Raw genomic sequence first — 19,820 nt, 5'->3', positions numbered from 1 at the left:
CTGGGCGTGGAACCGACCAACTGTCCATGCGATTTATGAAAGCGTCTGACAAGCGCGCTCCTTGATATCAAATGCAGCTTTGCTTAGAACGATTGCCTCTGCGATGTCGGCAAATACGTCGTGATCTCCCCATGTCTTACAGGCTTGTATCATGCCCTGGTCGATAGCATCCATAACAAAGGTGCCGGATCCGTCCGCAGCGCACACGCCGTCGGCGAAGAGTTTCCAGCTGGACGGCTCACGCGAGTCGTTTCTGGGCAGCTTAATCTGTAGTACGTGCGGGCCGCCAGCAGCACAGAGCTCTTCCTCGAGCACCTGCACCGTAAAGCGCATCTGGTGGGAGAGACTGCTCTTGACCATGGCCGAGGCATAGCCGCTCGGCTCGTCCAGAAGATGCATTCGTTTTGGCTTGGTTGCCAGGTTGTGGAAGTTGCGCTCACTGCGCACGGAGAAATTGTCCATACGGACTCCTTTCATCGATGTTGGCAGGGCCACCGTGCCTCTTGGCCGGTTGGCGTCGGGATCGTGGAGCCAACTCTCTACCCCGACTCTGGATAAAACGCGCCCGCTCCTTGCGGGCAAGAGAAAGTCTATCAACGTGTACGGACAGAAATCAAGCGCCGCCTGCGAAATGACGTGCAAGCGGCGCTTGATTTCGCCGGCTGCTGTTAGGCTTAAATTCGAAGAAGTGTCGAAATATCCCGTGTAAAAGTACGGAAAAGTGTCGTAATGCACACTTTAGAACTTCGAAAAAGTGTCGAAATGAGCACCTAACAACCGCGGAAAAGTGTATCCTAGTGCTAAAACAGCACGTAATAAGGGATGCACTTATGCTGCAGAGAAAAGCGAAAGCACAGTTTGAATCTTGGCTTGCCTCGTCGCCTAACAAGGCTCTTTTGGTCAAGGGCGCCCGACAGGTAGGAAAGTCATATCTGGTCAACGTCTTTGCAAACGAATCGTTCGAAAATGTCGTGACGTTCGACCTTATCGCCGACGCGTCCGTGCGTGATTCGTTTTTGGCGGCGAAAAGTGCGGATGACCTGCTTATGCGCATGTCTATCGCTGCGACGCAGCCGATGGTTGCGAACAAGACCGTCGTGGTTATCGACGAGGTGCAGCGATGCCCCAACGTGGTGACGTTTATCAAATACCTGGTCCAGCGCGGCGACTTTCGATACATCCTTACCGGATCGCTCCTTGGCGTTGAGCTCGAGGGCATCGATTCCCTGCCGGTGGGGTATGTCGAGCAGGTCCAGATGTACCCGCTCGACTTTGAAGAGTTTTGCTGGGCAAATGGCGTTGGTGCCAGCGTGTTTGACATGCTCAGGGGCTGTCTAAAGGATGAGGAGGAGCTCCCCGGCTACCTGTATGACCGCTTGCTCGATCTGTTCCATCAGTATGTGGTGGTGGGAGGCATGCCCGACGCGGTCAATTCCTTCTTGGCGACGCGCAACGTCGACGAGGTTCGAAACATCCACCGCGATCTTCACGCCCTGTATCGCGATGACATCGCAAAGTACGCTCCGCCCGAGCTACGCTTGGTTATTCGCGATATCTATGATTTGATTCCCAGCGAGGCCGGTTCAAAAAACAAGCGATTCAAGCTGTCGTCGATTAGCGGTGTTAAGCGTTTTTCGCAGGTGACAGACCATTTTCTTTGGCTTTCGGAGGCGGGTGTTGCGCTTCCCGTGTATAACGTGACAGCTCCGGTAGCGCCTCTTTTAATGGGGGAGCAGCGAAATCTGTTTAAGCTGTTTTACTTGGACACCGGAATGCTCATGTCCTCATATTCCAAGAAGGTTGCCCAAGGAGTTTTTGATGGAGAGGCAGAAGGCCCCTTTGGCATGAATATGGGGGCGGCATTCGAGGGCTTTGTCGCGCAAGAGCTCAAGGCCCACGGATTCAGATTGCGCTACTTTACGTCTAAAAAGGTCGGCGAGCTCGATTTTGTTGAGGAGACGCTCGATGGGGAAGTGCTTGCTATCGAGGTCAAATCGGGCAAGAGCTTTAAGTCCCACGCGGCGCTCGATAACGCACTGGCAACGAAGGGCTACGGAATCGATCGCGCCCTGGTACTTGCGGAATGTAATCTTCACCGCGATGGTGACGTGCTGTATCTACCCATCTTTATGACAGGGCTTTTGGAGCCGTAATGTGCCGCCGGCTCTTCCGGCCCTCCCTTAACCCTCGCTACTCGTCGTCCTCGTCGTTGGGGTCGCCCTTGAGGGTGTTGATGTCCAGGTACTGGTTATCGTCCTCTTTTTGCTGGGTCTCCGACTCCGCTTGGGTGGGGCCGCGGAACAGCTGGAATCCCTCAAACGCAATGACGCCGAGCAGGGCAATGACAATGGCGATAAAGGCAACCTTGACTGCCTGCGGAAATTCCGAGAAACGCAGCGCCTTTTCCTTGGCGTAATAATCGGCGAAGCGCTCTTCGCCCGTGCTTTTGGTATACGCCGGTGCGGACGCGGCCTCCGGGTCATATTCCGGTGCAGGCGTGGCAGCGTACGGATCGTTGAGATAATCGCTCGATGCGGTGCCATAATCCTCTGTCTCGATGCGACCGTTGCCAGCATAGTCATCGGAATAATCGGAATATGCCGCACCGCCCTCATAGTCCGCGGCGCCCGTGTTGGCGGCAAAAAGCGGGTTAACTGGAACATCGAGCGCCGGCATGCCGGTAGAGGTCTCATCCAGATCGGCTGCAGCCCAGGAATCGTGGGCAACCTGATGGGCAACGGGCTCATCGAGCCTTGTGACCGGAAGCTTGCGTGCCGCAGGAACAGGTAACTGCTGGGCGTTGTACATAACGGTGCTGTCGGCCGATTTGCCCTGCGTCGCTGCAGCGAGAAATGCCGCCGTCTCGGACGGGTCGCTTGCGGGGCGGGGAGCGGGCGTGGGCGCCGAAGTGGGTGCGGGCGTAGGCGCGGGCGTCGAAACGGGCGACTGCGCAGGAGTCGGCGCAGATGCGGGCTTAGGCGCAAGTGCGGGATTGGGGTTTGACGGGCGAGCCCCGCCGCCCATGAGTTCGTCGGCGGTCCACGGGCGATCATCCATCACGTCGTCAAGGCTTAGCGAAAACAGGTCGTCTTCACCCTCATCGAACATGCGGTGCACATGTCCACCAATTGCCGGAATCAATCCGCGACCGGTGCATGATGCCTTGCTCAACGCCATTCTGTTCCATCCTTTCGAAATACTAATGACATCGATTATATGGAACTTCCCAAGCGGCCCGGTCTTGGATTCGTGCTTTCCAGAACTCGCACCCAAAAGGGGAGGGGCAATCCAGGCGAGTGCCTACTTGTCGCCGGCCGCCGCCTTGGCCTCATTGAGGTAGCTATAGAAGCTGTACTTGGAGATGCCAAAGAACTCGCAGGCGCGCTCGCTCGACTTGGAAATGAGGAAGGCGCCGCGACGGTCGAGGTAGCCAATGGCACGAATGCGCTCGTCTTTGGTCATGAGTGCCGCGGGCTTGCCCACAAACTGCTCGCACTCGTGCAGCAGGTCCTCGAGCAGGTCGCCGATGTTCTTGGTAATGGGCTCGGGCTCGGTATAGCCCGTGCCGCCGGTGCCGGTAAAGGCGTCGAGCGAACGCTCAAAAGCCTTCATAAGCGTAATGTCAAAGTTGATGCCCAAAATGCCGACGGGCTTGCCTTCGTCGTTGCGGATAAAGATGGTCGAGGACTTGAGCAGCTTGCCATCGGTGGTTTTAGTGAGGTACGGCTCGCGGTCGTGTACGTCGGTGCTGCCCTCGTGCATGGACTCAAACACAATATGGCTGGGGCCGTCACCCAGTTTGCGCCCGCTGACGTGGCCGTTTTCGATCACTACGATGGAGTGGTCCACGTCCTCGGTCTCCAGATCGTGGACGACGACTTCGCAGTTGGGGCCAAATTGGAGCGCCAGGCCGTGTGCGAGGCGCTTGTAAAACTCAATCTGTGCGGGGGTCATGGGTGCCTTCCTAAAAATTAGTTTGGGCACACTTTGCCATAAACCACATCTGTTCGCAAACAAATCCATCAACAAGGCAATTCATGACCGTTCGGCGGCGAAAAAGTACCGATTACGGCAACAAACAATTTGTTAGGTTTGCCAATCAAAAAGTGTGATAGAACAGTGCTAACAAACTTTTTGTTTGGCATCCACATAAAAGTTCAGTCGCATGAATGGGAATGGGCTGAAACGCGTATGCGGGAGCCGGCAAGAGAGGACTTAAGGAGTTCACCGTATGGCCGATAAGATCCAGTGGGCGGGCAACACGATGCCCAAGAGCGATGACAAGCACTTGGGAATCATGAGTCTCGACCACGTGAAGAAGGCCCGCGCCTTCCACCAGTCGTTCCCCCAGTACACCGTCACTCCGCTTGCCCGCCTGGACGGCCAGGCTGCGCGCCTGGGTCTGTCCAACCTGTGCGTTAAGGACGAGAGCTATCGCTTTGGCCTCAACGCCTTTAAGGTTCTGGGCGGTTCGTTTGCCATGGCCAACTACATTGCCGACGAGACCGGCAAGGACGTTGCCGAGTGCACCTTCGATTACCTGACTTCCGATCAGCTGGTCAAGGACTTTGGCCAGGCTACCTTCTTTACCGCCACCGACGGCAACCATGGCCGCGGTGTGGCATGGGCTGCCAACAAGCTGGGCCAGAAGGCCGTCGTGCACATGCCCAAGGGTTCCACCAAGCCCCGCTTTGATAACATCGCCGCCGAGGGCGCAACGGTGACCATCGAAGAGGTCAACTACGACGAGTGCGTGCGCATGGCCGCCGCCGAGGCCGACGCCTGCGAGCGCGGCGTCATCGTTCAGGACACCGCCTGGGAGGGCTACGAGAAGATCCCGTCTTGGATCATGGAGGGCTACGGCACCATGGCTTCCGAGGCTGCCGAGCAGCTGCGCGAGATGGCCATCAACCGCCCGACGCACGTGTTTGTCCAGGCTGGCGTGGGTTCGCTCGCCGGCGCCGTGGTGGGCTACTTCACCAACCTGTATCCCGATAACCCGCCCACCTTCGTCGTGGTCGAGTGCGCTCCGGCCGCCTGCCTGTACAAGGGCGCTGCCGCCGGCGACGGCGATCCGCGTATCGTGGACGGTGACATGCCCTCCATCATGGCCGGTCTGTGCTGCGGCGAGCCCAACATCCTGGGCTGGGATATCCTGCGCAACCATGCCACCGCCTTCGTGTCCTGCCCCGACTGGGTCACCGCTCGCGGCATGCGCACCCTGGGCGCCCCCGAGAAGGGCGACCCGCGCGTCATCTCCGGCGAGTCCGGCGCGGTGACCACTGGCCTGGTCGAGACCCTCATGCTCGATCCTGAGTACGCCGAGCTCAAAGAGCTCATCGGCCTGGATAAGACGAGCTCCGTGCTCTGCTTCTCCACGGAAGGTGACACCGATCCGGATCAGTACCGTCGCATCGTCTGGGAAGGCGAATACCCCACTTGCTAATCGTTGGGGCGGAGTAAATAGGTATCGCTCCGCCACCTCACAGGTAGATTCCTTAGTTTGAAAGGTTATGAACAATGGCTAAAGAACTCGATTTCGACGCTATCAAGGCTGCTGCTGAGTCCCATCGTGCTGATATGACTCGCTTCCTGCGCGCCATGATCTCTCACCCCTCTGAGTCCTGCGAGGAGGGTGAGGTCGTCGCTTGCATTAAGGCCGAGATGGAGAGCCTTGGCTATGACGAGGTCAAGGTCGACGGCCTGGGTAACGTCATGGGCTTTATGGGCGAGGGCGACAAGATCATCGCCATCGACTCTCACATCGACACCGTCGGCATCGGCAACATCGATAACTGGGATGCCGATCCTTATGAGGGCTACGAGACCGACGAGATCATCTATGGCCGCGGCGGCTCCGACCAGGAGGGTGGCATGGCTTCTGCTACCTACGCTGCCAAGATGATGAAGGACATGGGCCTCATCCCCGAGGGCTACAAGATCATGGTCGTCGGCACCGTCCAGGAAGAGGACTGCGACGGCATGTGCTGGCAGTACATCTACAACAAGGACGGCATTAAGCCCGAATTCGTCATTTCCACCGAGCCCACCGACGGCGGCATCTATCGCGGTCACCGCGGCCGCATGGAGATCCGCGTCGACGTTCACGGCACCTCCTGCCACGGCTCTGCTCCCGACCGCGGCGACAATGCCATCTACAAGATGGCCGACATCATCGCCGACGTTCGCGCTCTCAACAACAACGGCTGCGACGAGTCGACCGACATCAAGGGCCTCGTCAAGATGCTCGATCCCAAGTACAACCCCGAGCACTTCGAGGACGCCCGCTTCCTGGGCCGCGGCACCTGCACCGTCAGCCAGATCTTCTACACCAGCCCCAGCCGTTGCGCTGTCGCTGACTCCTGCGCCATCTCCATCGACCGTCGCATGACCGCCGGTGAGACCTGGGAGTCCTGCCTGGACGAGATCCGTAACCTGCCGGCAGCCAAGAAGTACGGCGACGACGTGAAGGTCTCCATGTACATGTACGACCGTCCGTCCTGGACCGGTGAGGTCTACGAGACCGAGGCTTACTTCCCCACGTGGATCAACAAGGAGACCGCTCCGCACGTCAAGGCCCTCGTCGACGCCCATAAGGCTATGTTCGGTGACGAGCGCATCGGCTGCGAGCCCAGCATGGACAAGCGCACCGGTCGTCCGCTGTGCGACAAGTGGACCTTCTCCACGAACTGCGTTTCCATCCAGGGCCGCTACGGCATCCCCTGCGTCGGCTTTGGCCCGGGTGCCGAGTCTCAGGCTCACGCTCCCAACGAGGTCACCTACAAGGACGACCTGGTCACCGCTGCCGCCATGTATGTGGCTGCCCTGAACCTCTACGATCCGAGCCAGGCCGATGGCGATGCCACCGTGTTCCGCGCCGGTCTGACCAACAACAAGATCGACTAGTCCCATTCCTCGATCTTGTTGAGCCAGGGACAGTTTATGCCCCCGGCACCCCCTGTTGACTTGGGGCCCGCGGTCGTTATCTCCCATGCTTCCTCAACGGTAGCGGGTCCTCGTCATGGTGCTCTGCATGTTCTAGCCACACGCGCATGCCGGAGCACATCTACTCATTGCGATCGTTTCATCTTTAGAAAGGACATTTCCATGGACGCCAAGTTTACCGAGCTCGTCGAGCAGCTGAACGGCCTCGACTTTAAGGGTATGTACGGCAGCGACTTCCTGCACACCTGGGATAAGACCACCGATGAGCTCAAGGCGCTCTACATCGTCGCCGACGCTCTGCGCGAGCTGCGCGAGAACAACGTTTCGTCCAAGATCTTCGATTCGGGCCTGGCCGTCTCGCTGTTCCGCGACAACTCCACCCGTACGCGCTTCTCCTTCTCTAAGGCCGCCAACCTGCTCGGCCTTGAGCTGCAGGACCTGGACGAGAAGAAGTCCCAGATCGCTCACGGCGAGACCGTCCGCGAGACCGCTACCATGATCTCCTTCATGGCCGACGTCATCGGCATCCGCGATGACATGTACATCGGCAAGGGCGACGCCTACATGGCTGAGGTCTCCGAGTCTGTCCAGCAGGCTTACGAGGATGGCGTTCTGGATCACCGTCCCACGCTCATCTCCCTGCAGTCCGACTCCGATCATCCCACGCAGTCCTCTGCCGACATGCTCTACCTTATCAACGAGTTTGGCGGCCTCGAGAACCTCAAGGGCAAGAAGGTTGCCGTCACCTGGGCCTATTCGCCCTCTTACGGCAAGCCGCTGTCCTGCCCGCAGTCGCTGATCAGCCTGCTGCCCCGCTTTGGCATGGACGTCACCCTGGCTCACCCCGAGGGCTACGACCTCATGCCCGAGGTCGTCGAGCGCGCCAAGGGCTATGCCGCCGAGTCCGGCACCACCTTTAAGCAGGTCAACACCATGGCCGAGGCCTTCGAGGGCGCCGACATCGTGATCCCCAAGAGTTGGGCTCCGTTTGCCGCCATGGAGAAGCGCACCAACCTGTACGCCGAGGGCGACGACGCCGGCATCGCTGCGCTCGAGAAGGAGCTGCTCGCCCAGAACGCCACCCATCAGGACTGGTGCTCCACGACTGAGCTCATGGAGAAGACTGCCAACGGCCAGGACACCATCTTTATGCACCCGCTGCCCGCCGACATCTCCGGTGTCTCCTGCGAGCACGGCGAGGTCAACGCCGACGTCTTCGACATGCACCGCGTGGGCATGTACAAGGAGGCCAGCTACAAGCCGTACGCCATCGCAGCCATGATGTTCCTGCAGAAGGTTGCCGATCCCGCCGCTACCCTCAAGGCCCTCGACGAGCGCAACACCGCCCGTTGGCTCCAGGCCTAAAGCCGGGTTGAGGTAAGCCATGTAAAGGGGGCGCTCTGCCAACCGGCGGGGTGCCCTTTTTTGCATCGCGGGCGTGCGGGATAAGCGCTTTCGATGTGGATGCCCGCGGCGCGAGTTATGGGTACGATGGTTTCGGGGGAGGTATCACCATGAGACTTGGATGCGTCATTATGGCTTCGGGCGAGGGCAAGCGGTTTGGCTCTAACAAGATGCTTGCCGATATCTATGGCGAGCCGCTGATTGCCCGGGCCATCGATTCGGTTCCCCGGGGCTTTGACGTCGTGGTTTCGACGCGTTGGCCCGAGGTCGCTCAGATTTGCGAGGACAAGCATTGCCCGTGCGTTCTGCACGATGGCGAGCTGCGCAGCGAAAGCGTCCGTGCGGGCCTTTCGTGGGGAGTCGAACGCAACTGGAAAGGTTGCCTCTTTTTGCCGGGCGACCAGCCGCTTGTGAGCACGGACTCTTTTGAGGCCATGGTTCGCGCGTTTGACGAGCGTGGCCGCAAACATCCGGTGCGCTTGGCGTGCAACGGTGAGCCTTCGAGCCCGGTGCTCTTTCCGGCGGAACTATTCGATGCACTCATGCGTCTTGAGGGCAAGGACGGCGGGGGCTCGATTCTCAAGGACCGTACCGACGTGGTGCTGGTCGAGGCGCGTGCCTACGAGCTGTGGGATGTCGATACCGCAGAGGGACAGCGACGCATAACGGAGCATATCGCGGCCTGCTCGTATTTTGATCGCGTGGCCAACTGTATTAATCAATAAGGAGCAACATGATCATCATCAAAAACGGCGCGCTCGTGACGCCCCAGGGGCTTCGCCGCGCCGATCTTGCCATGGAGGGCGACAAGATTGTGCGGATTGCCGCGGCAATCGAGCCGGGCGCCGACGATACCGTCGAGGATGCCGCGGGCTGCTGGGTGTTTCCCGGCTTTATCGACGGCCACACGCACATGCAGTGCTGGACTGGCATGGATTGGACGGCCGATAGCTTTGAGACCGGCACGCGCGCGGCTGCCTGCGGCGGTACCACGACCATCGTCGACTACGCGACGGCCGATCGCGGCGTGACCATGCCCGATGCCTTGGCCGAGTGGCATCGCCGCGCTGACGGCACCTGCACGGCCAACTACGCCTTTCATATGGCACTCGCCGAGTGGAATGAGCGCAACCGCGCCGATCTTTCGGCCATGCGCGAGGCGGGCGTGTCGTCGTTTAAGACCTACTTTGCCTATGACCACCTGCGCTTGGACGATGCCGAGACGCTCGAGGTGTTGGAGGAGCTCAAGCGCCTGGGCGGTATCCTGTGCGTGCATTGCGAGAACGGCACGTTGGTGAATGAACTGCAGAAGCGCGTGTACGAGCAGGGTATCCACGGGCCCGAGGGCCACGCGCTCAGCCGTCCGGACGTGTGCGAGGCCGAGGCAGTGAGCCGTCTGCTATATCTGGCGCACCTGGCCGGCGACGCACCGGTCAACGTGGTGCACCTTTCGACCAAGCTGGGGCTCGAGGCCATCCGTGCTGCCAAAGCGCGCGGGCAGAAGAATATCTATGTCGAGACCTGCCCCCAGTATCTGATGCTCGACGACACCTGTTATCTGGAGCAGGGCGAGGACGGCTTTGCGGGCGCCAAGTATGTGATGAGCCCGCCGCTGCGCCATGCCGGTGACCGTGCCGCGCTGCGCGAGGCGCTTGTGGCCGGCGAGATCGATACTATCGCCACCGACCACTGCAGCTTTAACCTGCACGGGCAAAAGGACCGCGGGCGCGACGATTTCCGCGCGATTCCCAACGGCGGGCCCGGCGTGGAGCATCGTCCCGTCGCGATTGCCACGAGCTTTGAGGGCCAGCTGGGCCCCGAGGACCTCTGCCGCTTGATGAGCGAGAACCCGGCGCGCGTTTTTGGCATGTATCCACGCAAGGGCTGTCTTGCCGAGGGTGCCGATGCCGACGTGTGCGTGTGGGATCCCCAGGCGCGCTGGACCATTCGCGCCGCGACACAGCATCAGGCTGTGGACTACACGCCGCTCGAAGGCTTTGAGGCACATGGCCGCGCCAAGGTCGTGTTTGTGAACGGCGTGCTGGTGGCGCGCGATGGCGAGCCCACCGGAGCCCAGCCCGGTCGCTACGTGCCCCGCTAGCAGCAAAGATGCCGTGTCCCCTCCTCAGTTGCGGTGAAATACGGACTGTTTGCGGCCGTCGGGCGGCCAAACAGTCCGTATTTCACCGCAACTGAGGAGATGGGGCCGGCTACTTGAGGCTGCTGGCGACGACGGGGCGGTCGAGAGCTGCCTCGAAGCGGTCGGCCATCGTGGGGTCGCTGAGCGTGTCGACTTGGTTGAGCATGACGCGTGCGGTGCTGAGTTTCAGTGCCTGCATCTCGGCATTGAGCACCTGGGCGACGCGCTCGGGCGTGGCGATGTCGGTGAGCTCGCAGCCGCAACGCTCGCAAAAGAGCTCGGGGCGGTGGACGGCTTCGTTGATGGGCTTGCTGAGTCCCGAGGCGCCGACGACCCAGACAACGTTTGCCGTGCCGGCGGGAACGACCGGCTCCCACGGGGCATGCGCCTTGAGCGGGAGTCGCTTGCTACCGTCTGCCTCGGCCAACACATAGTCAAAGCGCTGTGCCAGCCCGCCGAGTGGCTCGGCGGGGGCGGAGAGCTTGCCTGTCTCCGGGTCCAAAACACCCACCTGGCAGATACTTCCGCGGCTCATGCCCGCGCATGCCTCGCAGGTGCAACCGGGGACATGCGAGGCGCCCGGCTTCCAAGGCGCGGCGTCCAGGCGACGATTCGACCCGTCCCATGGCACGCCGGCAACGGGAAGCATATGCGTGGTGGTGCAGAGGAGCACGCGGCCGCCAGCGCGCATGAGCTCAAGACCCAGCGTTTTGAGCAACGTCGACTTGCCGCCGCTGCCGATAATCGCGGTAATGCCCGGCTCGATCCTGAGCGCCGAGGCAAGATTGCCGCTAACCGTTTCCATCTGTTCACCGCCGTATAATACTGTGATAATAAATAATCATCAGAGTAGCGGTCGAACCGCTTTTGCTCTGCTCAAACCGTAGCACAGGGAGGTGCCCCGGGAATGCTCGTTTATGTTCGCGGCGCCGGCGATATCGCCACGGGTGTCGCCGCTCGCTTGGTGCGCGCCGGCGTGTCGGTCGTCATGGCCGATATCGCGGTTCCCACGTGCATCCGCCGCACAATCAGTTTTTGCGAGGCTATTCGCCTGGGCGAGGTCGAGGTCGAGGGCATTCGCGCTCGCTTGGCGCAGACGCCGGCAGAGGCGCTCGAGATTACCCAAGCGGGGGATGTTGCCGTCGTGGTGGACCCTCAGGCCAAGATGCTCGATGAGCTTAAACCCGCGGCTGTGGTCGACGCGATTCTGGCCAAGCGCAACCTGGGCACCACGCGCGACATGGCGCCTACCGTCATCGCCGTGGGGCCGGGCTTTACCGCGCCGGTCGATTGCGACGCCGTGGTCGAGACCATGCGCGGGCATTTTTTGGGCCGTGTCATTACCCAGGGCTCGCCCCAGCCCAACACGGGCGTGCCGGGCGTGATCGCCGGCTATGGCAAGGAGCGCGTTATCCACAGCCCCGCCGCCGGCGTGTTTCGGTCCGACCGCGCAATCGGCGACATCGTGAGCGCCGGAGACGTGATTGGCTACGCGGACGCTACGCCCATGTGCACACAGATCGATGGCTGCCTGCGCGGGCTTTTGGCGAACGGCGTGCAGGTGACTGAGGGCTTTAAATGCGCCGATGTCGATCCGCGCGGCGATGCCAGCTATATCAACTACATTTCGGACAAGGCGACGTCGGTCGGCGGCGGCGTGCTCGAGGCACTCGCTATGCTCACCGATATCTTTAGAGGATAGAAGGCGGCAATGGAAAAGCTCGATGTTGTGAATGCGGCGCTTGCCGCCCTGCGTGCTGGCGAGACGTGCGAGCTCGTGGTCGTGGCCGGCACGGCGGGGTCGTCACCGCGCGGTGTGGGCGCATGGATGGCCGTCTTTGCCGACGGCAGCCAGGCGGGCACTATCGGCGGCGGCAAGATTGAGCTCTTTGCGCTGGATGAGGCGCGCGAACTCCTGAGCGCGGGACAGTCGCGTCTGGTCCGCTACACCATGGGCGGCGAGAACTCCGATACCGGCATGATCTGCGGCGGAGCCATTTGCCTGTGCTATCTGCATCTGGATGCGACCCAGGCACCGTTGTTCCAGGAAATTGCCGACGTCTTGGTCTATCGGCGCATCGGCGACTTCGTCATCGACTTTGAGCCGTTTATCGCGAGCGCGCTCGAGGGCGATGTGGCCGAGTACCATGGCGAGGCATCGCGCCATACCATTGCGGGCTGCCCCGGGCTTTCACTGGTGGAGGAGGGGAGTAACGTCACCTACACCAACGCTGCCTCTGAGATTCCCGCGGCGCACATCGAGACGCTCTGCCCCGAGGGCCTGACCTACATCTTTGGCTGCGGACACGTGGGCGCCGCGACGGCGCGCGTGCTCACGGCGGCGGGCTTTGCCGTCGTGGCCTGCGATGACCGCCCCGGCACGTTGACGCCCGAATGGGTGCCCGGTGTCTACGATCGTCGCCTGGTCGATTACAAGAACCTGAGCGAGCTGTGTCCCATCGGTCCGCGCGACTTGGTGGTCGTCGCCACGGCGGGTCACAAGTCCGATATCGACGTGGTGATTCAGGCCATGCGTGCCAAGCCTGCCTACCTGGGCTGTCTGGGTTCGCGCCGCAAGACGGCCTTTGTGCGTGCCCGCCTGGAGCAGGAAGGTTTTACGCAGGACCAGATCGACGAGCTGCACCTTCCGATCGGCGTTGCCATCGAGGCCGAGGACCCCGAGGAGATCGCCATCTCCATCGCCGCCGAGATGATCCACCTGCGCCGCACCAAACTCGTCCCCCGCAAGCGCTAATCGCATCCCCACCAATAAGTTGCGGTGAAATACGGACTGTTTAAGCCTGTTAGGCCGCCAAACAGTCCCTATTTCACCGTAACTGCTTTTTGGGACCCATTTGTGCGGGGGAGTTGTGGAGTTGTGCAGGCAGAAGAGGTTTTTCTGGAAATACGCTCCCGATGCGCGTATAGTACCGATTGTTTTGTCGGCTCCTGCTGCGTCGAGTCCAAACCGCGAAATGCCATGAGCGGCGCGGATGCAGCCAGGAGGCACGAGGACAACCCATCGTGGCCACGCCCCGTGCTTAAAACCCCAAGAAGGAGTGAACAATGGCAGAAGAGAAGTATGTGCCGCGTCTGAAGACCAAGTACAACAACGAGGTCAAGCAGCAGCTTCAGGACAAGTTCCAGTACGAGAACGTCATGATGATCCCCAAGTTTGAGAAGATCGTCGTGAACATGGGTGTCGGCGAGGCCGCTACCGATTCCAAGGCCATCGACGGTGCCGTGCGCGACCTGCGCGCCATCACCGGCCAGCAGCCGATGATCACCCGTGCCCGCAAGTCCATCGCTACCTTCCGCCTGCGCGCTGGTATGCCGATCGGCTGCAAGGTTACCCTGCGTGGCGACCGTATGTGGGAGTTCTTCGATCGTCTGACCTCCGTCGCGATCCCCCGTATCCGCGACTTCCGCGGCATCTCCGCCAAGAGCTTCGACGGCCGTGGTAACTTCTCCATGGGCGTCACCGAGCAGCTCATCTTCCCCGAGATCGACTTCGACTCCGTCGATCACCAGCGTGGTATGGACATCACTTTCGTGACCACCGCCAACACCGATGAGGAGGCCAAGGCCCTTCTGGACGCCTTCGGTTTCCCGTTCAAGAAATAGGTTCACCTGCCCTATAAGCGCCGTTCCCACAAGGGAGCGGCGCTTGGGGCGAACAATACTCTATGTGAGGAGGATATAAGTGGCTAAGACATCGATGATCGTCAAGTGCAATCGCAAGCAGAAGTTCTCTACTCGTGAGTACACGCGCTGCCAGCGCTGCGGCCGTCCGCACTCTGTGTACCGCAAGTTCGGCCTGTGCCGTGTCTGCTTCCGTGAGCTTGCACTCAAGGGCGAGCTTCCCGGCGTTAAGAAGGCCAGCTGGTAAGTCACTACCAGCGTTTCAAGCATCCGTTTGGAACAGGGAAAACGCGCTAAAAAGGCTTTGCCGTTAAGGGCGGTGAAGAACCAAGAGCACGTGTTCATCAAGAACGAAGGAGAATCTGTATGAACCTTACAGACCCGATCGCAGATATGCTTACGCGCATCCGTAACGCTAACTCTGTGAACAAGGCCACGGTCTCCATGCCGAGCAGCAAGAAGCTCGTCGAGATCGCTCGTGTTCTGCACGAGGAGGGCTACATCGAGGGCTACGATGTCGAGGACACCGTTCCCCAGAAGACTCTGCACATCACGCTTAAGTATGGTCCCAAGAAGGCTAAGGTCATCAACGGCATCCGCCGCATTTCCAAGCCGGGCCTGCGTAAGTACACCGGCGTTGCCGACATGCCCCGCGTCCGCGGTGGCCTTGGTACCGCCATTATTTCCACCAGCCATGGCGTCATGACCGACCGCGATGCTCGCAAGCACAACGTCGGCGGCGAGATCATCGCTTACGTCTGGTAATTCGCTCGGTAGGTAGAAGGAAAGGAGATCACCGTGTCTCGTATCGGTAATAAGCCTGTCCAGATTCCCGCCGGAGTCGAAGTGGCAGTCAACGGCAACAACGTTGTCGTCAAGGGCCCCAAGGGCCAGCTCGAGCTCGATGTCTTTGAGAAGCTCGCTATCAACGTCGAGGACAACGTCCTCACCGTTTCCCGTCCCGACGACGAGCGTGAGACCCGTGCCCGCCACGGCCTCACCCGCGCCCTCATCCACAACATGGTTGTTGGCGTTTCCGAGGGCTTCGAGAAGAAGCTCGAGCTCGCCGGCGTCGGTTACCGCGTGCAGCAGAAGGGCAAGAACCTCGAGTTCTCCCTGGGCTTCTCGCACCCCGTGATCGTCGAGGCTCCCGAGGGCATCACCTTCGAGGTTCCCGACAACACCCACGTGAACGTCAAGGGTATCAACAAGCAGCAGGTCGGTCAGATCGCCGCTGAGATCCGCGGCCATCGTCCTCCCGAGCCTTACAAGGGCAAGGGTATCCACTACGTTGGCGAGCACATCCGCCGCAAGCTGGGTAAGGCCGCCAAGTAGTCGTAACCGACTCACTCGCATAAGACCAGCACCCCGTCAGGTGCTGGCAAGATCAACCTTTTTAGGAGTTTACGTATGAACAAGCATAAGGCGAAGCTGGAAGGCCTCAAGCGTCGTCAGCGTCGTGTTCGCGGCAAGGTCTCGGGTACCTCCGAGCGTCCGCGTCTTCGCGTGACCCGTACTAACGCCAACATCTATGCCCAGATCATCGACGACAGCAAGGGCTCCAGCCTGACGCTCGTCTCTGCCTCGACCCTCGAGGCCGAGTTCAAGGGCACCCACACCTCGAACAAGGAGGCTGCGGAGAAGGTCGGTCAGCTCGTTGGCAAGCGCGCCATCGAGGCCGGCATCACCAAGGTCGCCTTCGATCGCGGTGGCCGTATCTACCATGGCCGCGTCAAGGCCCTCGCCGACGGTGCTCGTGCCGCCGGTCTCGAGTTCTAGGAGGTATGTAGCACATGGCTCGTAATCAGAAGCAGCAGCGCGAGGCCTCCGAGTTCGAGGAGCGCGTCGTTTACATCAACCGCGTGTCGAAGACCGTCAAGGGTGGTCGTCGCATGAGCCTCGTCGCTCTCGTCGTCGTTGGTGACGGCAAGGGCAACGTCGGCGTTGGCATGGGCAAGTCCGCTGAGGTGCCCATGGCCATCTCCAAGGCGTCTCTCGATGCCAAGAAGAACATGTTCCACGTGCCGGTGACCGATCAGGGCACCATTCCGCACGAGGTTCTCGGTCACTTTGGTGCCGGCCGCATCATCATCAAGCCCGCTGTCGAGGGTACCGGCGTTATCGCCGGCGGCGCTGTGCGTCCCCTCTTCGAGCTTGCTGGCATCAAGAACGTCCTGTCCAAGTCCCTCGGTACCGACAACGGCCTCAACATCATCAAGGCTGCCGTCGAGGGCCTCAAGGAGCTCTCCAGCCCTGAGGACGTCGCGGCTCGCCGTGGCCTGACGGTCTCCGAGATGTTCGTCGGTAAGGAGAACTAAGCATGGCTGACACCATCAAGATCAAGCAGGTCCGCAGCACCAACGGTTGCAAGCAGGACCAGGTCCGTACTGTCCGTGCCCTCGGTCTCCACAGGATCCGCGAGGTTCGCGAGATTGCTGACAACGAGTCCGTCCGCGGCATGATCTTCAAGGTCAAGCACCTTGTCGAGATTGTAGAGGAGTAGCAAATGCAGCTTCACGATCTTACTCCCGCGCCCGGTTCCACCAAGAACCGCAAGCGCGTCGGCCGTGGCAATTCTTCGGGTCACGGCACCACTTCTGGCCGCGGCCAGAAGGGCCAGGGTTCCCGCTCTGGCGGCACCAAGGGTGCCGGCTTCGAGGGTGGCCAGACTCCGCTGGCTATGCGCCTGCCCAAGCTTCCGGGCTTCCGCAACCCCCGTCGTATCGAGTACACCGCCGTTAACGTTGAGCGTCTCGAGCGTAAGTTCGAGGACGGCGCTGTGATCGACGGTGCCGCTCTTAAGGCCGCTCGCATCACCAAGAGCGAGTTCGAGCCCGTCAAGGTGCTCGGCAATGGTGAGCTCACCAAGAAGTTCACGGTCAAGGTCGACAAGGTCAGCGCTTCTGCGCAGGCCAAGATCGAGGCCGCCGGCGGAAAGGTCGAGCTGCCGTGCTAAATGGTCTTAAGAATGCTTTCCGCATCAAAGAATTGCGCGAAAAGATTCTTTTTACCATAGCTATGCTCGTCGTGTACCGCATTGGTGCGCACGTTCCTGTGCCCGGCATTCCCTTCCAGGGGATGCTGGGCCTTTTCTCGACCGATAACAATTCGGTCGCCGCAGGTGCTATGGCCCTCCTGAATCTTTTCTCTGGCGGCGCGTTGAGCTATGTGTCGGTGTTTTCGCTGGGCATCATGCCTTACATCACCAGCTCGATCATCCTCCAGATGCTCCAGGCCGTTGTGCCTTCCCTGCATGAGCTTGCCCGCGAGGGCGAGGTCGGTCAGACCAAGATTACGCAGTATTCGCGTTACCTCACCCTGGCTCTGGCAATCCTCAACTCCGTGGGTTACCTCTTCCTCTTTAAGAGCTTCGGCATCAGCTTTAATGGTGCCGGCGCTCCCGAGATCATCTTCGACCTCATGATTGTCGGCACGCTCACCGCGGGCGCCATGCTGATCATGTGGATTGGTGAGCTCATCACCCAGCGCGGTATCGGCAATGGCATGTCGCTGATTATCTTTGCGAACATCATGGCCGGTCTGCCGCAGGCTATCTTCTCCAGCACCGAGGGCAATGCCGGTGGCATCATCACCATGGTGATCATCTGCGCCATCATCCTGCTGGTTATCCCGTTGATTGTTTTCCTTGAGCGCGGCCAGCGCCGCATTCCGGTCTCCTACGCTAAGCGCGTCGTGGGCCGTCGCATGATGGGTGGCCAGACCACCTACCTGCCCATCAAGGTCAACACCGCGGGTGTCGTGCCGATCATCTTCGCTTCGGCGCTGCTGTACTTCCCGGCTCAGATTGCCGTGTTCTTCCCCGGCATCGGCTGGATCCAGGCAGTTGCCTCTGCGCTTTCGCGCGGCTGGCTCAACTGGGTGCTTAACGTTGTCCTCATCGTGTTCTTCGCGTACTTCTACACCTCCATGGTGTTCAACCCCGATGACACGGCCGACAACCTTAAGAAGCAGGGCGGCTTTATTCCGGGCGTGCGTCCGGGTAGGGCTACCGCGGCCTACATCAAGAACGCGCTCAACAAGATCACGCTTCCCAGCGCTGTCTTTTTGGCGCTCATCGCCATCGTGCCTTCGATCATCTTCTCCTTCACGGGTAACCAGCTGATCCAGGCATTTGGCGGCACGTCCATCCTCATCATGGTCGGCGTCGTGCTCGACACGGTCGATAAGCTCGAAGGCCAGATCAAGATGTATGATTACGATGGATTCTTTAAATAGGCTAGAGGAGGATTGCTCATGAACCTCGTATTGCTCGGAGCTCCGGGTGCCGGTAAGGGCACCGTCGCACAGGAGCTCGTCGCCGAGTTTGGCGTCGCCCATATTTCCACGGGCGACCTGCTGCGTGCTGCCGTCAAGGGTGGCACCGAGCTTGGTATTCAGGCTAAGAAGTACATGGACGCTGGCGAGCTCGTTCCCGATCAGCTCGTGATCGACCTTGTCAAGGAGCGCCTTGCCGCCGATGACGCCCAGCAGGGCTTCATCCTCGACGGCTTCCCGCGCAACACCGCCCAGGCCGTGACGCTCGATTCCGAGCTCTCCGCCATGGGTCGCGAGATCGACTGTGCCCTTCTGGTCGATGTGGCCCCCGAGGTCATTATCGATCGTCTGTCTTCGCGTCGCACCTGCCGCGCCTGCGGTTACACCGGCACCGCTGCCGATGCTACCTGCCCCAAGTGTGGCGGCGAGATGTATCAGCGCGACGACGACAAGCCCGAGACCATCAAGAACCGTCTCGACGTCTACGAGAAGTCCACGAGCCCGCTCGTCGACTACTATCGTGGCCAGGGTCTGCTCAAGTCGGTCAACGGTGACCAGGCTCGCGAGACCGTGTACGGGGATGTCAAAGAGGCTCTCGGTCTATGATCAAGATTAAGTCTGCAACGCAAATCGAGCAGATGAAGAAGGCAGGAGCGCTATCTAAGATGGCGCTCCGCCACGTTGGAGCCATGGTGCGTCCCGGCGTTTCGACTTTTGAGCTCGATCAGCTCGCGGAGCAGATTATCCGCATGCATGGCGGCACCCCGGCCTTTAAGGGTTACGGCGGGTTCCCGGGGACCATTTGCGCATCGATCAACGATGCCGTGGTCCACGGTATTCCCAACCCCGACATGATCCTGCGCGATGGCGATATCATCTCCATCGATACGGGAGCCGTTGTCGACGGTTGGGTCGGCGATAACGCTTGGACGTTTTTCGTCGGCACCCCCACGCCCGAAGCCAAGGCTTTGTGCGAGGTCACGCGCGATTGTCTTAAGGCTGCCATCGAGCAGGCTGTTCCCGGTAACCATATCGGGGACGTTGGTTATGCCGTTCAGTCCCTCGCCGAGTCTCACGGTTACGGCGTGCTTCGTGATTATGTGGGACATGGCATCGGCCGCGTGATGCACGAGGACCCCAACGTTCCTAACTATGGAAAGAAGGGGAGGGGCGTTCGCCTCCAGGCCGGCATGGTCATTGCCATCGAGCCGATGGTTACGATGGGTTCCAACCATGTGAGCACAGGCTCCGACGGTTGGATCGTCACGACCAACGACCGCCTGCCCGCCGCGCACTACGAGAACACCGTCGCCATTACCAATGACGGTCCGGTGATTCTCACCAAGGATGCGCAAGGTGCTTGGTGTTCGCTCCAAGGCGGAGAAATGTAACAAGTTCCACTTAGTTGTGGAGC

General features: G+C 60.4%; 23 protein-coding genes and 1 riboswitch. Of the genes, 19 read left to right on the top strand and 4 right to left on the bottom strand.

Features of this window, described 5'->3' with window-relative positions:
* Window positions 1-33 precede the first annotated feature (33 nt).
* On the bottom strand, window positions 34-462 hold the full coding sequence (locus tag I1969_RS01470) for a hypothetical protein (RefSeq protein ID WP_195232248.1): 429 nt from the start codon (window positions 460-462) through the stop codon (window positions 34-36).
* Window positions 463-470: 8 nt separating this feature from the next.
* Window positions 471-561, bottom strand: a riboswitch (SAM riboswitch).
* A 269-nt stretch (window positions 562-830) separates the two neighbouring features.
* Between I1969_RS01470 and I1969_RS01465 the strand changes: the two genes are divergently transcribed.
* On the top strand, window positions 831-2,153 hold the full coding sequence (locus I1969_RS01465) for an ATP-binding protein (protein WP_195232246.1): 1,323 nt from the start codon (window positions 831-833) through the stop codon (window positions 2,151-2,153).
* 37 nt (window positions 2,154-2,190) lie between these two features.
* Here I1969_RS01465 and I1969_RS01460 read toward each other — a convergent pair whose 3' ends face one another.
* Both I1969_RS01460 and I1969_RS01455 read right to left on the bottom strand, forming a co-directional pair.
* Entirely contained in the window at window positions 2,191-3,177 is a 987-nt protein-coding gene (locus tag I1969_RS01460; RefSeq protein WP_195232244.1) for a hypothetical protein, read from the bottom strand.
* Window positions 3,178-3,300: 123 nt separating this feature from the next.
* A complete protein-coding gene (locus I1969_RS01455; protein WP_035137462.1) occupies window positions 3,301-3,954 on the bottom strand; it encodes a helix-turn-helix transcriptional regulator in 654 nt (217 codons plus the stop codon).
* A 277-nt stretch (window positions 3,955-4,231) separates the two neighbouring features.
* Between I1969_RS01455 and dpaL the strand changes: the two genes are divergently transcribed.
* The 5 genes from dpaL to hydA all read left to right on the top strand — a co-directional run bounded on the left by dpaL (window position 4,232) and on the right by hydA (window position 10,450).
* The gene (gene dpaL / locus I1969_RS01450; protein WP_195232236.1) at window positions 4,232-5,446 is read left to right on the top strand and encodes a diaminopropionate ammonia-lyase; all 1,215 of its coding nucleotides are present in this window, start codon (window positions 4,232-4,234) and stop codon (window positions 5,444-5,446) included.
* 74 nt (window positions 5,447-5,520) lie between these two features.
* Window positions 5,521-6,906, top strand: a complete 1,386-nt coding sequence (locus tag I1969_RS01445; protein ID WP_195232234.1) for a YgeY family selenium metabolism-linked hydrolase — start codon at window positions 5,521-5,523, stop codon at window positions 6,904-6,906.
* 201 nt (window positions 6,907-7,107) lie between these two features.
* Entirely contained in the window at window positions 7,108-8,310 is a 1,203-nt protein-coding gene (ygeW, locus tag I1969_RS01440; protein WP_055287465.1) for a knotted carbamoyltransferase YgeW, read from the top strand.
* A 149-nt stretch (window positions 8,311-8,459) separates the two neighbouring features.
* Window positions 8,460-9,074: a nucleotidyltransferase family protein gene (locus I1969_RS01435; RefSeq protein WP_195232232.1), complete on the top strand. Its 615-nt coding sequence runs from the start codon at window positions 8,460-8,462 to the stop codon at window positions 9,072-9,074.
* An 8-nt stretch (window positions 9,075-9,082) separates the two neighbouring features.
* On the top strand, window positions 9,083-10,450 hold the full coding sequence (gene hydA / locus I1969_RS01430; protein WP_195232230.1) for a dihydropyrimidinase: 1,368 nt from the start codon (window positions 9,083-9,085) through the stop codon (window positions 10,448-10,450).
* 109 nt (window positions 10,451-10,559) lie between these two features.
* Here hydA and yqeC read toward each other — a convergent pair whose 3' ends face one another.
* A complete protein-coding gene (gene yqeC, locus I1969_RS01425; protein ID WP_195232227.1) occupies window positions 10,560-11,294 on the bottom strand; it encodes a selenium cofactor biosynthesis protein YqeC in 735 nt (244 codons plus the stop codon).
* A gap of 102 nt (window positions 11,295-11,396) precedes the next feature.
* Between yqeC and yqeB the strand changes: the two genes are divergently transcribed.
* The 13 genes from yqeB (at window position 11,397) to map (ending at window position 19,797) form a co-directional block, all read left to right on the top strand.
* Complete coding sequence (gene yqeB, locus I1969_RS01420; RefSeq protein WP_195232225.1) at window positions 11,397-12,191, top strand: selenium-dependent molybdenum cofactor biosynthesis protein YqeB; 795 nt, start codon at window positions 11,397-11,399, stop codon at window positions 12,189-12,191.
* Between the two features lie 9 nt (window positions 12,192-12,200).
* Complete coding sequence (locus I1969_RS01415) at window positions 12,201-13,244, top strand: XdhC family protein (RefSeq protein ID WP_195232223.1); 1,044 nt, start codon at window positions 12,201-12,203, stop codon at window positions 13,242-13,244.
* 311 nt (window positions 13,245-13,555) lie between these two features.
* On the top strand, window positions 13,556-14,113 hold the full coding sequence (gene rplE, locus I1969_RS01410) for a 50S ribosomal protein L5 (RefSeq protein WP_006235260.1): 558 nt from the start codon (window positions 13,556-13,558) through the stop codon (window positions 14,111-14,113).
* Window positions 14,114-14,192: 79 nt separating this feature from the next.
* Window positions 14,193-14,378, top strand: a complete 186-nt coding sequence (locus I1969_RS01405) for a type Z 30S ribosomal protein S14 (RefSeq protein WP_022094280.1) — start codon at window positions 14,193-14,195, stop codon at window positions 14,376-14,378.
* A 119-nt stretch (window positions 14,379-14,497) separates the two neighbouring features.
* Entirely contained in the window at window positions 14,498-14,896 is a 399-nt protein-coding gene (gene rpsH / locus I1969_RS01400) for a 30S ribosomal protein S8 (protein WP_006235262.1), read from the top strand.
* 33 nt (window positions 14,897-14,929) lie between these two features.
* Window positions 14,930-15,466, top strand: a complete 537-nt coding sequence (rplF, locus tag I1969_RS01395) for a 50S ribosomal protein L6 (RefSeq protein ID WP_006235263.1) — start codon at window positions 14,930-14,932, stop codon at window positions 15,464-15,466.
* 75 nt (window positions 15,467-15,541) lie between these two features.
* The gene (gene rplR, locus I1969_RS01390) at window positions 15,542-15,910 is read left to right on the top strand and encodes a 50S ribosomal protein L18 (RefSeq protein ID WP_006235264.1); all 369 of its coding nucleotides are present in this window, start codon (window positions 15,542-15,544) and stop codon (window positions 15,908-15,910) included.
* A gap of 14 nt (window positions 15,911-15,924) precedes the next feature.
* Complete coding sequence (gene rpsE, locus I1969_RS01385; protein WP_022094279.1) at window positions 15,925-16,449, top strand: 30S ribosomal protein S5; 525 nt, start codon at window positions 15,925-15,927, stop codon at window positions 16,447-16,449.
* Between the two features lie 2 nt (window positions 16,450-16,451).
* The gene (gene rpmD, locus I1969_RS01380) at window positions 16,452-16,634 is read left to right on the top strand and encodes a 50S ribosomal protein L30 (RefSeq protein ID WP_006235266.1); all 183 of its coding nucleotides are present in this window, start codon (window positions 16,452-16,454) and stop codon (window positions 16,632-16,634) included.
* Window positions 16,635-16,637: 3 nt separating this feature from the next.
* Window positions 16,638-17,087: a 50S ribosomal protein L15 gene (gene rplO / locus I1969_RS01375; protein ID WP_006235267.1), complete on the top strand. Its 450-nt coding sequence runs from the start codon at window positions 16,638-16,640 to the stop codon at window positions 17,085-17,087.
* Window positions 17,081-18,367 (top strand): preprotein translocase subunit SecY, encoded by a 1,287-nt coding sequence (gene secY / locus I1969_RS01370; RefSeq protein ID WP_022094278.1) that lies wholly within the window; start codon window positions 17,081-17,083, stop codon window positions 18,365-18,367. The genes rplO and secY overlap by 7 nt, the downstream gene beginning before the upstream one ends.
* A gap of 18 nt (window positions 18,368-18,385) precedes the next feature.
* Entirely contained in the window at window positions 18,386-19,012 is a 627-nt protein-coding gene (locus I1969_RS01365; protein ID WP_006235269.1) for an adenylate kinase, read from the top strand.
* A complete protein-coding gene (gene map, locus I1969_RS01360; protein WP_195232221.1) occupies window positions 19,009-19,797 on the top strand; it encodes a type I methionyl aminopeptidase in 789 nt (262 codons plus the stop codon). Before I1969_RS01365 ends, map begins: the two co-directional genes overlap by 4 nt.
* Window positions 19,798-19,820 lie beyond the last annotated feature (23 nt).

The organism is Collinsella aerofaciens, assembly GCF_015548375.1.
GTDB classification, from domain to species: Bacteria; Actinomycetota; Coriobacteriia; order Coriobacteriales; family Coriobacteriaceae; genus Collinsella; species Collinsella aerofaciens_AB.
The sequence above is the reverse complement of the archived record's forward strand: the minus strand, read 5'-3'. Positions and strand labels throughout refer to the sequence as shown.